The organism is Caulobacter sp. ALps2 (assembly GCF_058681635.1).
The window spans coordinates 3,337,360-3,352,146 of record NZ_CM178743.1 but is presented as its reverse complement, the minus strand read 5'-3'; the positions used below and the strand labels follow the sequence as shown (position 1 = coordinate 3,352,146).

Genomic DNA, 14,787 nt, shown 5'->3' with positions numbered 1-14,787 from the left:
GCGAGCCCCTAGACCAGCGAACCCTTGCCGCTGGTCACTTCGGTGTAGCGGTGCACGCGCACCGACTGCACCAGGCCAAAGCCGACCATGACCGTCAGCATGACGGTGCCGCCGTACGACAGCATCGGCATCGGCACGCCCACGACGGGGGCCAGACCCATGACCATGGCCCCGTTGATCAGCACGTAGAGCGAGAAGGTCGCCGTCACGCCGGCCGCCGACAGGCGTCCGAAGTGGCTGTGGCTGATCGAGGCGATGCGCAGGGCCATGAAGATCACCGCGCCGTACAGGAACAGCACGCCGAAACAGCCGACAAAGCCGAACTCCTCGGCCAGGGTGGCGAAGATGAAGTCGGTCTGCTTCTCGGGCAGGAAGTTCAGCTGGCTCTGCGAGCCGAGGCCGAAGCCCTTGCCCAGCAAGCCGCCCGAGCCCAGGGCGATCTTGGACTGCAGGATGTGATAGCCGTCGCCCGAAGGGTCCTTCTCGGGGTTCATGAAGGTCAGGATGCGGTTGCGCTGATAGTCGTGCAGCCCGAACATGATGAAAGGCGGGATGGCCACCGCGGCCAGGGCGCCCAGCGCGGCCATGATCCGCCAGGACAGGCCCGCCAGCACCATGATCGCGCCGCCGGTCGAGCCCAGCAGGATGGCGGTGCCCAGGTCGGGCTGCTTGGCCACCAGCAGAAACGGCACGCCGATCATCGCCGCCGGGATCAGCAGCCACCAGGACATCCGCGCTCGGTCGGCCGACAGGCCGTGGTAGAAACGCGCCAAGGCCAGCACCAGGCCGATCTTCATCACCTCGGATGGCTGGAAGCGCAGCGGCCCCACCTGCAGCCACCGTTGGGCGCCCAGCGAGATGTCGCCGACCAGATCCACGGCGACCAGCAGCAACACCCCGACCACATAGATCGGATAGGCCGCGTTGAACCACCAGCGCAGGTCGCACATGGCCAGCACGATCATGATGATGAAATAGACGCCGAACCGCAGCAGGTGCCGGTCGGCCCAGGGCTCCCACGAGGCCCCGGCGATCGAGAACAGCATCAGCCCGCCCGTCCCCGCGATCAGGGCCAGGACGAGGCAGAAGGTCCAGTCGACCTCCATGAACTTGATGATCGGGCGATCGCGTTCGCCCGGCCGGGTCAGGCCGCCGCTCAGGGTCATTGGGGGCCTCCCTGTGGAGTGGTGGGCGGAGGAGCGTCGGAAGAGGTCGGAGAGGGCGCGGGCGGCGGCGTCTCGACCGGATCCTCCGGCGCGACGCCCTCCATGACGTCCTCCGGGGCCAGCTCGGGCAGCGGCGTCGGATTTTCGATGCGGGCGCGGATCTCTGGATCCTTCAGCAGGGCCACGCGCATCACCTCGCGGGCGCGCGGGGCGCCGGCGACGGCGCCGCCCAGGCCGCCGTGCTCGATAATGACCGCCACGGCGTAGCGCGGAGCGTCATAGGGCGCGAAGGCCACGAACAGGTTGTGGTCCCGCAGCCGCCAGCTCGTGGCGTAGCCCTTGCGGTTCTTGACCCCGTCATAGCTGCGCACCTGGGCGGTGCCGGTCTTGCCGGCCATCTGCACGTCGCCCAGGCCCAGCTGGCTCTGGCGATAGGCGGTGCCGCGCACGTCGTTGGCCACCGCCGCCATGCCGCCGCGCACATATTCCAGGTGCTCCTGCGAGAACGGCAGATCGGGCACGGCCGCGCCGCTGGGCTGCTCGACGCCGCCGACCGACTTGATCAGGCGCGGGTTCAGGGCCTTCTTGCCGTTGGCCAGGCGCGAGGTCATCACCGCCAGCTGCAGGGCGTTGACCGTCAGAGCCCCCTGCCCGATCCCGTAGCTGGGCGTCTCGCCGGGAAACCAGATCTGGTTGGCGGGATTCTTCTTGAAGGCCCGCTTCTTCCAGGCCCGATCCGGGACGTTACCCTTCTTCTGGCCGGGAATGCCGATATCGAAGATCTGACCAAAGCCCATGGCCCGCGCCGCGGTGGCGATGGCGTCGGGACCGATCTTCAGCGAGGTCTGGTAGAAATAGACATCGCAGGAGTTCTTGATCGCGTCGTGCAGGTTCTGAGAGCCGTGACCCTTCGCCTCCCAGCACCGCCAGGTCCGGCCGCCATAGTACCAGCTGCCGCCGCAATGGATGCGGACCTCGGGATCGATGCCGGCGGTCAGCGCCGCCAGACCCACGGTCGGCTTGAAGGTGGACCCCGGCGGGAAGGTGCCGGTCAGCGACTTGTCAAGCAACGGCTTGCGCTCGTACTCGGCGAGGGCCTTGTACTCGGGACCGGACAGGCCGCGCACGAACTGGTTGGCGTCGAAGCTGGGGGCCGAGGCCATGGCCAACAGGTCGCCGTTGCGGATGTCCATCACGACGATCGCGCCGCTCTCGTCGCCCATCACCTCGAGGGCGCGGTTCTGGATGTCGGCGTCCAGGGTCAGGCGAACCTCGGCGCCCGGCGTGGCCGGGATGTCGCCGGCCGGGTCCAGGCGGACGACGCGGCCTCGCGCGTCCACCTCGGTCTTGGTGGCGCCGGCGCGACCACGCAGCGCCTTGTCGAAAGCCTTCTCGACGCCCTGCTTGCCGATCCGGAAGCCCGGATGGTGCAGCAGTTCCTGGTCCTGGGTGGGATCGTCCTTGGCCGCCGTCAGGTCGCGGTCGGAGACCTTGGCCACATAGCCGATCACGTGAGCGAAGGCGCCGCCGAACGGATAGACCCGCACCTCGCCCATGTCGGCGGTGACGTTGGGCAGCTCCGGCGCACGGATGTTGATGCGCGAGAACTCCTCCCACGAGAGGTCCTCCATCACCACGACCGGCGCCCTGCGCGGTGCGCGGGCCAGTTCCCGCAGCACGCGGTTGCGGCGGGCTTCGTCGATCGGGGCCAGCTTGGCCAGGTCGGTCAGGACGGCCTCGGCGTCCAGCCCCTTGTCCTTGTTGATCATCAGCCGGAAGTTTGGCCGGTTGGACGCCAGCGACACGCCGTTGCGGTCCAGGATCAAGCCGCGCGGCGGCGGCACCAGGCGGTAGTTGAACTGGTTGCCAGCCGAGAGCTTCTGGTAGCGCTGGGCCTCGACCAGCTGCAGCTGGGCCAGGCGGCCGCCCAGCGCCAAGAGGCCCAGCCCCGTGAAGCCGCCCAGCAGGAACGCGCGCCGGTGGAAGACCCCCTGACGCTCGTTGACCTCGAAGAAGAAGATGGACGGTTCGCTCATGGCCTCACCGGAACCGCACGTCGGCGTCCTCGAAGCGATCGACCAGGCGGTGGGCGAACGGGAACAGCAGCGCCGTGACCAGGAACTGCCAGAACACGGCCAGCAGGCTGGGCATGGCCAGGCTGTCCAGCATCGTGAACAGGAAGCCGCCGGTCATGGCCACGGCCGTGACGCCGGCGAACCAGGCCCACATCATCGGGCGGCTCTGGCCGGTCATGGCGTTGCGCAGGATCAGGACCATGGCGTAGGCGACCAGCAGCGACAGGCCCCACAGGCCCGTCGGTCCGCCCCAGAAGATGTCCAGGAACAGACCCAGGATCAACAGGGCGAACGGGGCCAGGATCGACGGCCGGATCATCGCCCAGGCGAAGGCCGGGACCATGGCGAACACCGGCTCGGGCAGTTGCAAGCCCCAGATGCGGATCGGCGCCGCGAACAGGATGGTCGCAACGATGCACAGCAGCATCGGCACGCCCAGCCAGCGGCCTGGGTTCAGGGCTCGGCCGCCACTCATGCTCATCACGGCGTTCCCGTCGGCGCGGCCGTGGGCGCGGGTGTCGCGGCGGCTGGCTTGGGTTGGGCGGGCTTGGGCGCGACGGGCTTGGGCGCGGTTGCCGCCGGCGGCTTCGGCTGAGCGGTCGTGGCGGCCGGAGGCGTCGTGGTCTTCGGCGGCGGCGGGGCCGACAGGATCGAGGTCCGCGGGTCCTCGGTCGTCACGGGCGGCAGGGTCCGGGCCTGCAGCTCCTTCTCGTTGGCCAGCTGGGCGAAGTCCTTGAAAAGCAGGATGCGCACGAAGTCGATCGACGACTGGTCGGAGAACAGCACCACGCGCCAGCGGCCGTCCAGGCCTTTCACGGCCGCGCCCACCGGCAGGCCGCGCGGCACCACGCCCCCGTCACCGGAGGTGACAACGCGGTCGCCCTGTTGGATCGGATCGACGCCGCGCAGATATTCCAGCTTCGGATTGGGACCGCCGTCGCCCGTCAGGATGGCGCGGGCGTTGGTGCGGTCGATCATCACCGGCGTGCGCGAGGCGATGTCGGTCAGCAGCAACACCCGGCTGACGCCGCGCGAGACGCCGACGACGCGGCCGACCAGACCGCGTTCGTTCAGAACGGGGTTGCCGACCACGATGTCCTTCTCGGAACCGGCGTCGGCCAGGCGGGTGTTGGCGAACGGGCCGCGGCTGTCGCTGACCACGCGGGCGGCGGCCATCGGGATCGGCGGATCCGTGCGCAGGCCCATCAGCGACTTGAAGCGGTCGTTCTGGTCCTGCAGGGCCAGCGCGCGGTCACGCCATTGACGCATCTCGGCCAGCTCGGTCTTCAGGCGGCGGTTTTCCCCGGCGATGAAGAAATAGCTGCGGACATAGTCCAGGCCCAGGCCCGTCCAGCGGCCCGGCGCGGCGATGGCGCCGCTGACCGGACGCGCCACGGTGTCCACCGTCTGGCGGGTGACGCCATAGGCTTGCTCCTGGAGCGTCTCGCGACGATCGGCCAGCAGGAAGGCGACGGCGATGACGGCCGCCACGATCAGGGCCACCGCCGCCGTCCAGGTAAGCGGCACTTTCAGGTCGCCGAGGGGACCTTCGCGAAAGGGCACGAACTGTATCTCCCGGCGCCCCCCGAGGCGCCACTAGAGCGATGTTAGCTTACGCCAGCGTGGATTCCAGGACGCCCTTCATCCACTTCGGGTGCTCCAGCACCTTGCCGCAGCCCAAGGCCACGCACGACAGCGGATCGTCGGCCACCGTCACCGGCAGGCCGGTGTGGTCACGGATTTCGGCGTCCAGGCCGCGCAGCAGCGCCCCGCCGCCGGTCAGCATGATGCCCTTGTCGGCGATGTCGCTGGCCAGTTCCGGCGGGGTGGCTTCCAGGGCCACCTTCACGGCTTCGACGATCTGTCCGACCGGTTCGGCCAGGGCGTCGGCGGCCTGCTTTTCCGAGATGCGGACTTCGCGCGGCACGCCCTGCATCAGGTCGCGGCCCTTGACGTCGATCGACAGCCCCTCGCCGTCGGCCGGCGCGCGGGCGGTGCCGATTTCCTTCTTGATGCGCTCGGCGGTGGTTTCGCCGATCAGCAGGTTATGGTGGCGACGCATGTAGCTGATGATCGCCTCGTCCATCTTGTCGCCGCCGACGCGAACCGAGCGCGAATAGACGATGCCCGACAGCGACAGCACGGCCACCTCGGTGGTGCCGCCGCCGATGTCGACCACCATCGAGCCGGTCGGCTCATGGATCGGCAGGCCGGCGCCGATCGCGGCGGCCATCGGCTCGTCGATCAGGCCGACGCGACGGGCCGAGGCGTTCAGGCAGCTGTCGTTGATGGCGCGGCGCTCCACGGCGGTGGCGCCCGACGGCACGCACACGATCACCTTCGGGTTCACGAAGCCCTTGCGGTTGTGAACCTTGCGGATGAAGTACTTGATCATCTCCTCGGCGACTTCGAAGTCGGCGATGACGCCGTCGCGCATCGGGCGGATGGCTTCCATGTGGCCCGGGGTGCGGCCCAGCATCTGCTTGGCCTCGATACCCACGGCGTGGACGATCTTGCGCCCTCCCACGTTACGCAGGGCCACCACCGACGGTTCATTCAAAACGATCCCCTTGCCCTTCATGTAGATGAGGGTGTTGGCCGTTCCGAGGTCGATGGCGATGTCGTTCGAGATCACGCCGAAGAGGGAAGAAAACATTGAAGGCCCTGACTGAGGGGTAGGAGGGGCGTTACGGGCGGGCAGAACAAGTGGGTAGGCCGGAGAAGCGAAGCCTTTTCCGTCCCGGAGACGGGGTCGGCGGAGAAGAAATGGCTCCTACTTCAATTCAATGCGAGGACAACATGATTCCCGCATTTGGCGGATTTACATCCGGTCCGCGCGTCAAGCCGCTCGACGGGAGCGCCGCCGCCTGGCCGCGCCGTCGCCCAAGCATCAAATGACGCGCCGACGTCGCCCGTTTGCCCTGCGAAAGCGTTGATTTCAAGGTCTATTCGCGGAGCCTTCCAAGGCTTTTGCGGTCCAGCTGGCCAAGCATCCCAAAGTGGCGAAATCTAGCCGAGCGCGGCCATGACGACGCCGACCGCCGTTATGGCTCCCGCGACCATCTGGAAGACCGTCAGACGCTCCTTGAACAGACGGCGTCCAGCGATGGCCGCGACAGGCATTTCGACCACCCCGACCGCCCTCACGGGTCCCACCGGCGACAAGGCCATGGCCGTGAACCACAGGCCAGAGGCCACCGCCCCGCAGAACCCCGCGCCCAGCGACTGCCGCCAGGCGGCCACCACCGCCTTCAGGGCGCCGGGATCGCGCCAGGCCAGATAGGCGGTCAGGCCGACTGTCTGGATGGCCTGGACGACCAGCACGGTCGTGAAGGCCGCCGCCGGGGGATGGGCCGGATCCAGGGCCAAGGCCGCCTGGCGGAAGCAGTTGGCGCACAGGGCGAAGGCCGCGCCCGAGCCCAGCCCCGCCAATACCGCGCCCTTGCGGATCTCGACCGCGCCCCGCGGCCAGGACAGCGCGGCCAAGCCCGCCGTCGCGATCAGTCCGCCGCCCCACGCCACCGGCCCGACATGATCCCGGAACACCAAGGCGCCGAACACCAGGGCGAACGGCAGGCCGCTCTGCTGCAGCGCCGTGCCCAGGGCGAAGGACGATCGATGCATCGCCGTCAACATCGCGGCCGTCGCGCAAATCTGGAACATCGCGCCGGCGACGCAGGCGATCCAGAACCTGGCGCGCGGGTGGAAGTCTAGCCCCGGCGTCAGAAGCACGGCGGTCAGGGCGAAGACGGCGGCGAACGGCAGGCCGAACAGGAACCGGACCAGGGTCGCGCCCCAGGGCCCCGCCCCGCCCATGACCGAGCGCTGGGCGGCGTTGCGCGCCACCTGGAAGATCGTGGCGACGATGGTGATGGGGATCCAGATCATTGTCGGACCTTTACGCCGCCCTTAGCCGGGCGGGCTGGTTTCGCATGGAGCCCTTATGCGCTCCGGACGCAATACAGGCGGTGTTCGTCGCCGTCGCGGCGCTCGCTGAAGAAGGCTCAACCACCATGTCGCCCCACCCGCTTCGTCAGGCCGCTCAGTTCCTGCTGGGCGTGCCGACCGATGGGATCAATCCCGCCCTGGACCGCATGCTGGACCTGGCCCAGGCCACGCCGCTGTGCTTCGTGGCCGTCGCCGGACCCGGCGCGGGCGAGGCCATGTGCCAGCTGTGGCGGCGCGGCTATCAGCGCGTCGAGGCCGCCCGTCGGGCCACCTGTGGGGCGGCCGACGAGCGCAGCGACGTGCTGCTGGTCCTGGATTGCCAGACGCTGCCCGACGCGCGCGCCATCATCGCCGCGACCTACACCATGCTGCGCCCAGGCGGCACGCTGGTGGTGGACGCCAGCGCGCTGCTGGACGAGACGCCCCGCCGCGCGCTGGCCGACAGCCTGCGTGAACTAGGCCTGGACGTGCAGCCTCAGGCGCACCTCGGCGCGGAGATCCTGGCCACGCGGCCGTTCAGCGATCGTCGCGCGGCCTAGGGCTCGCGACGCGCTTCCGGCCAAGACACTTGGAATGGGAGCTCGTGGGGAGCCCGGCCTGGCGCGAGCCCGGCCGGGTTTTCCAGTTTAGAAGCCGCTGGCGATCGCCGCTTCGGGACGGCTCTTCTCCTTGCGGGCGAAGAGGTTGTTCAGCGCGTTGACGTACGCCTTGGCCGAGGCGGTGAGCGTGTCGGTGTCGGCGGCCGCGCCGGTGGCGATGCGGCCGTCCTCTTCCAGACGCACCGAGACCTGGGCCTGGGCGTCCGTGCCTTCGGTCACCGCGTGCACCTGGAACAGGCGCAGGGCGGCCTCATGCGGCACGATCTTGTGGATGGCGTTGAAGACGGCGTCCACCGGACCGTCGCCCGTGGCCTCGGCCGTCTTGGACTGGCCGTCGACGTCCAGGGTCAGCTCGGCCGACTGGCCTTCGGTGCCGGCCACCACGCGCAGGTGCGAGACGCGGATCTTTTCCGAGCCGCGCGCCAAGGCGTCGTCGACCAGGGCGATGATGTCGTCGTCGTAGACGTGCTTCTTGCGGTCGGCCAGGTCCTTGAAACGACCGAAGGCTTCTTTCAGCGCGTTCTCGCCCAGTTCGTAGCCCAGGTCCTTCAGCTTGGCGCGGAAGGCGTGGCTGCCCGAGTGCTTGCCCATGACCAGGCTCGACGGGGCTTGCCCCACCGACTCCGGCGTCATGATCTCGTAGGTCTCGCGGTTCTTGAGCATGCCGTCCTGGTGGATGCCGCTCTCGTGCGCGAAGGCGTTCTTGCCGACGATGGCCTTGTTGTACTGCACCGGGAAGCCGGTGATGGCCGAGACGTAGCGGCTGGCGCGGGTGATGTGGGTGGTGTCGATGCCGGTCCGGTAGGGCAGACGGTCGCCGCGCACCTTCAGGGCCATGACGATCTCTTCCAGCGCGGCGTTGCCGGCGCGCTCGCCCAGACCGTTCACGGCGCACTCGACCTGACGGGCCCCGCCCTGCACGCCGGCCAGGCTGTTGGCGACGGCCAGGCCCAGGTCGTTGTGGCAGTGGGTCGAGAAGACGACGCGATCGGCGCCCTCGACGTTCTTGGTCATCCAATCAAACAGGTCGGCGTATTCCGAGGGATAGGTGTAGCCCACCGTGTCGGGCAGGTTGATCGTCGTGGCGCCGGCCTTGATGGCGGTCTCGATGGCGCGGCGCAGGAACTGGCGGTCGCTGCGGGTGGCGTCCTCGGCCGACCACTCGACGTCGTCGCGCAGATTGCGGGCGTGGGTCACCGAGCGGGCGATGATGTCGATGACGGCGTCCGGCTCCATCTGCAGCTTGTGCTTCATGTGCAGGTCGGAGGTGGCGATGACCACGTGGATGCGACCGCGCTGCGTGGGCTTCAGGGCCTCGGCGCAGCGGTCGATGTCGACCTGGTGAGCGCGGCACAGGCCAGCGATGGTCGAGTTCTTGACGATCTTGGCCACTTCGCGGACGGCCTCGAAATCGCCGTTCGAGGCGATCGGGAAGCCAGCCTCGATGATGTCGACCCCCATCTCCTCGAGGATCTTGGCCAGTTCCAGCTTCTCTTCCAGCGACATCGACGCGCCGGGCGACTGCTCGCCGTCGCGCATGGTGGTGTCGAAAATGACGACGTTGTCGCGCTTGTCAGAAGCGCTGTTCGATACGGAAGTCATGGAGATACTCGTCGAATGGGGTGTCTGCGTGCGGGCTGCGGGTCAGTGATCCCCTGTGCGCCCGGCCACGACGATGCGCGGCCCCTAGAGCGCCCAGGGGCTGGTAAGCAGAAGCGGAAGCAGCTTGCGCGCGACGGTCATGGCGCACTTTCTACACAGCGGCCCGGAATCGAGCAAGCAATTTGCGCCGGCCGCGCGATCCGCCGCAGCCGGCGCAAGTTTATTCCAGAACAGGATTAATTCGGGCGCGTAACGATCGGGAAATCCGGCGGGAAGGCGTCGAACCAACCCGCCAAGCGGCTCATCGCCGCGCGATCCCCCTCAAGCTTGACCTCCCCGGTCAGGATTTTCGGCGCGAGCGACGTCCCCCGGAACAGCGACTCCAGGAACACCGGCCGCGCCACCGTCAGCGTGGCGTCGACCGTCTCGGTTCCCGTCGCGGGTTGGGCCACGAGGACGCCGTTGCGCACCTCGACCAGGAAGCGCTCGGCCCGATCCGGGAACGCGAAGACCATCCTCAACCTGGCGTCGCCGGCCTTGTCGGCGTTGAGGCGGATCGCCAGGACGTCGAAGATCATCTGGCTGTCCAGGGCGGTGATCATGTCCAGCGGGACCATCGAGGTCGGCAGCTTACGCACCCCGCCGCGCAGCTCGTCGGCGCCGGTCAGGTAGATGTTCCGCCACAGGCTGTTCTCGGTCTGGTAGCCCAGCTGGACGTAGGCCGAGGCCAGCAACGCCTTGGCCTCCATGTCGCCGTCGTCGGCCATGACCGCGTGGTTCAGCAAGGATGCGGCCCAGGCGTAGTCGCCCGTCCCCGCCGCCGCCTTGGCCATCGCCTTGACCTTGGCCGCGCCCCCCATGGCGGCGACATAACGCCTGCCGGCGTCGGACGGCGGCGCGGGCTCCAGGTGGGCCGGATTGGCGTCGTACCAGCCCATGTACCGTTGATAGACCGCCCGGCTGTTGAAGCTCATCGAGCCGTAGTAGCCGCGGTTGAACCAGTCCTTGGCCAGGGCCGGCGGCAGCTGGATCTTCGCGGCGATCTCGTCGCCGGTCAGCCCCAAGTTCATCATCCGCACCGTCTGGTCGTGCAGATATTTGTAAGCGTCGCGGTGATCGGCCAGGAAGTCGCGCACCACCGCCCCGCCGAAGCGCGGCCAGCCGTGGCTGGTGATCATGATGTCCGAGACGTCGCCGAACAGACGAAGGGACTGGGTCAGCCCATCCGCCCAGGCCTTGCTGTCGCGCACCAACGCGCCGCGGGGAGTCAGGACATTGTGCATAGTGACATTGGCGTTCTCGGCCATGTCCAGGATGCGCAGGTCCGGGAAATAGAGGTTCATCTCGGCCGGGGCCTCGGTCGAGGGCGTGTACTGGAAGCGGACCTTCACGCCGTCCAGGGTCAGCTCCTGGCCGGTGTGGTCGACGATGACCGTCGGCGGGATCAGGGTGATCGAGCCTCTGGCGATGGCCTGGCCGATGCCGGACGTGATCTGCCCCTCCACGCCCGGCGGCAGCATGATGCCGAACTGGTACTGGGCCCGGCGGCTCATCGCGTTGCCCGCCAGGATGTTCTCGGCGGCGACCTCTTCCATGAAACCCTTGGGCGCGACGATCGCCACGCGGCCGGCCTTGACGTCGGCCTCGTCGACCACGCCGCGCACCCCGCCGAAGTGGTCGCTGTGGCTGTGGGTATAGACCACCGCCTTGACCGGCAGCTTGCCCAGCTTGTCGTTGACCAGATCCAGCGCCGCCTTGGCGGTCTCCTTCATGGTCAGCGGGTCGATGACGATCCAGCCGGTGTCGCCCCGTACGAAGGTGATGTTGGAGATGTCGAAGCCGCGCACTTGATACACGCGGTCGGACACCTGGAAGAGGCCGTGCTTGGACAAGAGCCGCGCCTGTCGCCACAGGCTGGGGTTCACCGTCGCCGGCGCCTCCGCCTTGAGAAAATCGTAGGCCGCCAGGTTCCAGGCCGGCTGGCCGTCGTCGCGCTTGATCAGCGGATCGACGCGCGAGCCCATGAAACCCTTGTCGGCGAAGTCGAAGTCCTGGCGGTCCTCGACGGGCAGGCTGGCCGCGAAGGCCTTCTGACGCTCGACGGTGATGACGCTGGCCGGATCCCCTGCCCGCGCCACGCCCGCGATCATGGCCAAGACCAAGGCGCTGGCCGCCAACATGCCCTTGCGCATCCCATCCCTCCGTTATTTGAAACTTTATAGTTTCATTCTACATAGCACCGATGAGCGAGGTCGCGAAAGTTTCCGTTCCGAGAGGTCGTCCTGGCCAGCCCAAGCCGCGCGTCGACAAGGCCGCGCGGGGTCTCGCCGTGCTGGAAGCGGCCGTCGAGGTGTTCGCCGAAAAAGGTCTGCAGGTCGCCACCATGCAGGACGTCGCCGACCGCCTGGGCGTGGCCAAGATCCTGATCTACCGGCTGTATCCCTCGCGCCAGAGCCTGATCGACGCCTTGTTCGACGACATGCTGGCCCGGATCGAGGCTGAGGCCGGGCGGCCGTGGGGCGGCTACGGCTCCAGCATTGCGCGGCTGGTGCTGATGTCCCGCGCCAATCCCAAGCTCGCCTTGCTGTTGCTACGCGACGCACGCGCCGCGCCCGAGGCTTCGGCCTGGCGCGTGGCGCTGGAAGCCCTGCTGACCCGCCTGATCGAGCCGTTCGTGGCTCCGCCGCCGACAGCGTCGGAGGCCGCCGTCGCCACGTGCCGGCACGCCGCCCGCACCTTCATGCCGTTCGTGATCGAGGCCTGGGCGGCCGGGGTCGAGGCGACCGACGGCATGGACGACGAAACCCGCGCGCGATGGTTCGGCGAGATCGTCAGGGCGTGGCGCGAGGCCACTTACGCCGCGGCGGGTCTTACCCCTCCGCCTCTTCCGCCGCCTCACGCTTCTTGAGCCAGGCGCGGCTGACCAGGCCCATGGCCAGCCAGATGACGACGGCCAGGGCGATCATGATGATGTGCTGCTTGCCGCCGCCCCGCATCGCCTGGACGATCGAATTGCCGGCGAAGGCGGTCAGGGCGATCTTGGGCACGATGCCGATGGCGGTGCCGGCCGCGAAGTGGCGCAGGCGCATCGGCGTCACGCCGGCGGCCATGTTGACGACGATGAACGGCGCCGAGGGCACCAGGCGCACGATCAGGCTGGCCATGAAGCCGTTCTTGCCGATCATCCGCATGAACTTGTTGACGCCCTCGCCCGCGAAGTCGCGCAGGATCCTCGCGCCATAGGCCCGGCCAAGCCAGAAACCGACCAGCGACGAGACCAGGGTGCCGATCCAGCTGTAGGCGAAGCCGGTCCACGGTCCGAACGCCACCACCGCCGCGGCGATCAGCACGAACTGCGGCACGCCCAGGAAGGCCATGACCGCGAAGGCCGCCACGGCCGCCGGCAGGGCCCAGGGCCCGCTGGCCGCGCCCAGCCAGTGCTCGACCGCCGCTTCGCCGTTGACGCCCAACAGCTGCGCGCCGAACAGGAAGACCACGCCCACGCCGCCGAACAGCACGAACGAGACCGCCACCGTGCGCCAGGCGCGGGCGTCCATGTTGGTGACGAAGTCGAGTATGCGGCGGATCACAGGCCCTCCTCGCGCAGGCGGCGCCCTGGGTCAAGCGGCGGGGTCAAGCGGCGCCGCCGCGAACGGCCGCGGACATCCGCCGGAGAACGAGGCGTTTTTCCGACCACAGCCCCGAAACGCGATCCGGAGACGCCATGATTCGCCCATCACGACATTTCGGTTGCGTGAGCTTCACATGACAGCGTTACTTATCCACAGGCTGCAAGGGCCGAAAACCTTGGCCTGGTAAGGAGTTTTATCGTGAAGACCCTGGCTGTGATCTCCCGCAAGGGCGGGGCCGGCAAGACGACGCTCTCGGTCAATCTGGCGATCACCGCCCATCTGGCGGGCCTTCGAACCATGCTGGCCGACATCGACCCGCAGCGCTCGGCCTCGGACTCCCTTCGCGCCCGCAACGGCGACGGCCCGGTCCTGGCCGAGATCAACGCCGGCAAGCTGTTCTCGACCCAGGTCCAGGCCCAGCACGGCAATTACGACGCCCTGGTCATCGACACCCCCGCCGCGCCCGAGGCCGACGGCCTGCAGGCGATCAATTGCGCTGACCTGTGCATCCTGGTCTGTCGCCCGACCTTCCTGGACATCGCCTCGGTGGTGCGCTCGGCCGAAGCCGTCCGCCGTTTAGGCAAGAAGGGCGTCATCGTGCTGAGCCAGGCTCCGTCGCGCCGCAACGGCGTCGAGCCGCCCTCGGTGCTGAAGGCCGCCGAGGCCTTGCGCTTCACCGGCATGCCCCTGGCCCCGATCGGCCTTCGCGCCCGCGCCGCCTTCCAGCAGTCGGTCGCCCATGGTCGTTCGGTGTGCGAGTGGGAGCCGGGTTCGGCCGCCTCCGAGGAGATCTCGCGCCTCTGGGATCTGATCGCCCCAATGCTGCTCGCGGTGGATCGGGGCCACAGCGCCCAAGCCGTCTAGACGCTCGCCCCCGAGATTTCGCAGGACGCCACGCGACCGCGCGAAACTGGCGCCAATAAACCCCCAGATTGAGTTTCTGTTTACAACTTCACTATAACAATGATCGCCGTCGGTGGTCTTGCGGCCTCTAGAAGCCGCGAGCCCGGGGGACGGAGCGAGCGAGCCGTGAAGACGATTGCGGTACTGTCGCGCAAGGGCGGATCGGGCAAGACGACACTCGCCGTGAACTTGGCCTTGATGGCTTTTCTGGCGGGTCGCAAGGTCATGCTGGCCGATATAGATCCGCAGCGGTCCGCGTCGGACGCGCTCAGGGCGCGCACAGCCCCCGGACCGAGCATATTCGAGGGCGGCGCCGGCAAGCTGTTCAACGCCAAATCGAACGCCATTCGAGAAAGCTATGACTATCTGATCATCGACACGCCCTCCGCGTGCGAGGGCGACGTCGCCCAGGCGGTGAACCTGACCGACCTGTGCCTCGTGGTCGGACGCCCCTCGTTCCTGGACCTCGCGCCGATCGTGCGCACCGCCGAGGCCGTGCGGCGACTGGGTAAGGGCGGCTTCCTGGTGCTCAACCAAATCCATACGAGCAAGCCCGACGCCTCTCCGGCGGCCTGTCCCGACATCCTCGAGGTGCTGCGCTTCTGCGGCCTCCCCTTGGCGCCGCACGGCCTGCGCTCGCGCGACGCCTTTCAAAAGGCCATGGCCCGGGGCCGCTGCGTGGCGGAGCTGGAAAGGGCCGGGTCCGCTGGCCGCGACATGGAGCAGCTCTGGGCCTTCGTCGAGGCCAATCTGGACGGCCAGCGGCCCGCGCCAATGCCCGCCGCCCTGGCGGGATAACGCCGCTCGACCACTCCCGCCTTCCGCGCCAGGTTCGCCCTGACTAGGGTCGACGCCTCAGCGA

Annotated in this window: 13 protein-coding genes; 4 read left to right on the top strand and 9 right to left on the bottom strand. The window is 68.3% G+C overall.

The genetic code is table 11. From position 1 onward, the window contains the following. Nucleotides 1–8: 8 nt before the first annotated feature. The 6 genes from rodA to ACW173_RS15920 all read right to left on the bottom strand — a co-directional run bounded on the left by rodA (nt 9) and on the right by ACW173_RS15920 (nt 7,129). Nucleotides 9–1,166, bottom strand: a complete 1,158-nt coding sequence (gene rodA / locus ACW173_RS15945) for a rod shape-determining protein RodA (RefSeq protein ID WP_492080984.1) — start codon at nt 1,164–1,166, stop codon at nt 9–11. Further along, entirely contained in the window at nt 1,163–3,202 is a 2,040-nt protein-coding gene (gene mrdA / locus ACW173_RS15940; protein ID WP_492080983.1) for a penicillin-binding protein 2, read from the bottom strand. The genes rodA and mrdA overlap by 4 nt, the downstream gene beginning before the upstream one ends. A gap of 4 nt (nt 3,203–3,206) precedes the next feature. Continuing rightward, nucleotides 3,207–3,722: a hypothetical protein gene (locus tag ACW173_RS15935; protein ID WP_492080982.1), complete on the bottom strand. Its 516-nt coding sequence runs from the start codon at nt 3,720–3,722 to the stop codon at nt 3,207–3,209. Further along, nucleotides 3,722–4,804 (bottom strand): rod shape-determining protein MreC, encoded by a 1,083-nt coding sequence (gene mreC, locus ACW173_RS15930; RefSeq protein WP_492080981.1) that lies wholly within the window; start codon nt 4,802–4,804, stop codon nt 3,722–3,724. The genes ACW173_RS15935 and mreC overlap by 1 nt, the downstream gene beginning before the upstream one ends. 49 nt (nt 4,805–4,853) lie before the next feature. Next, nucleotides 4,854–5,897 (bottom strand): rod shape-determining protein, encoded by a 1,044-nt coding sequence (locus ACW173_RS15925; RefSeq protein ID WP_004623009.1) that lies wholly within the window; start codon nt 5,895–5,897, stop codon nt 4,854–4,856. Nucleotides 5,898–6,250: 353 nt separating this feature from the next. Continuing rightward, the gene (locus ACW173_RS15920) at nt 6,251–7,129 is read right to left on the bottom strand and encodes a DMT family transporter (RefSeq protein ID WP_492080980.1); all 879 of its coding nucleotides are present in this window, start codon (nt 7,127–7,129) and stop codon (nt 6,251–6,253) included. 125 nt (nt 7,130–7,254) lie between these two features. Between ACW173_RS15920 and ACW173_RS15915 the strand changes: the two genes are divergently transcribed. Next, nucleotides 7,255–7,728 carry a hypothetical protein gene (locus ACW173_RS15915; RefSeq protein ID WP_492080979.1) on the top strand — a complete coding sequence of 158 codons (474 nt, stop codon included), beginning with the start codon at nt 7,255–7,257 and terminating at the stop codon, nt 7,726–7,728. A gap of 87 nt (nt 7,729–7,815) precedes the next feature. Here ACW173_RS15915 and ACW173_RS15910 read toward each other — a convergent pair whose 3' ends face one another. Both ACW173_RS15910 and ACW173_RS15905 read right to left on the bottom strand, forming a co-directional pair. Further along, the gene (locus ACW173_RS15910; protein WP_492080978.1) at nt 7,816–9,390 is read right to left on the bottom strand and encodes a 2-isopropylmalate synthase; all 1,575 of its coding nucleotides are present in this window, start codon (nt 9,388–9,390) and stop codon (nt 7,816–7,818) included. Between the two features lie 236 nt (nt 9,391–9,626). Further along, nucleotides 9,627–11,582: an alkyl/aryl-sulfatase gene (locus ACW173_RS15905; protein ID WP_492080977.1), complete on the bottom strand. Its 1,956-nt coding sequence runs from the start codon at nt 11,580–11,582 to the stop codon at nt 9,627–9,629. 50 nt (nt 11,583–11,632) lie between these two features. Here ACW173_RS15905 and ACW173_RS15900 point away from each other — a divergent pair, with 50 nt between their 5' ends. Continuing rightward, on the top strand, nt 11,633–12,298 hold the full coding sequence (locus tag ACW173_RS15900; RefSeq protein WP_492080976.1) for a TetR/AcrR family transcriptional regulator: 666 nt from the start codon (nt 11,633–11,635) through the stop codon (nt 12,296–12,298). On the opposite strand, the gene ACW173_RS15895 is transcribed toward ACW173_RS15900, so the two are convergent. Next, on the bottom strand, nt 12,261–12,980 hold the full coding sequence (locus tag ACW173_RS15895; RefSeq protein WP_492080974.1) for a TVP38/TMEM64 family protein: 720 nt from the start codon (nt 12,978–12,980) through the stop codon (nt 12,261–12,263). The genes ACW173_RS15900 and ACW173_RS15895 overlap by 38 nt on opposite strands. Nucleotides 12,981–13,220: 240 nt before the next feature. Between ACW173_RS15895 and ACW173_RS15890 the strand changes: the two genes are divergently transcribed. Then, complete coding sequence (locus tag ACW173_RS15890; protein WP_492080973.1) at nt 13,221–13,886, top strand: AAA family ATPase; 666 nt, start codon at nt 13,221–13,223, stop codon at nt 13,884–13,886. 165 nt (nt 13,887–14,051) lie between these two features. Beyond that, entirely contained in the window at nt 14,052–14,723 is a 672-nt protein-coding gene (locus ACW173_RS15885; protein WP_492080972.1) for an AAA family ATPase, read from the top strand. Nucleotides 14,724–14,787: the final 64 nt, after the last annotated feature.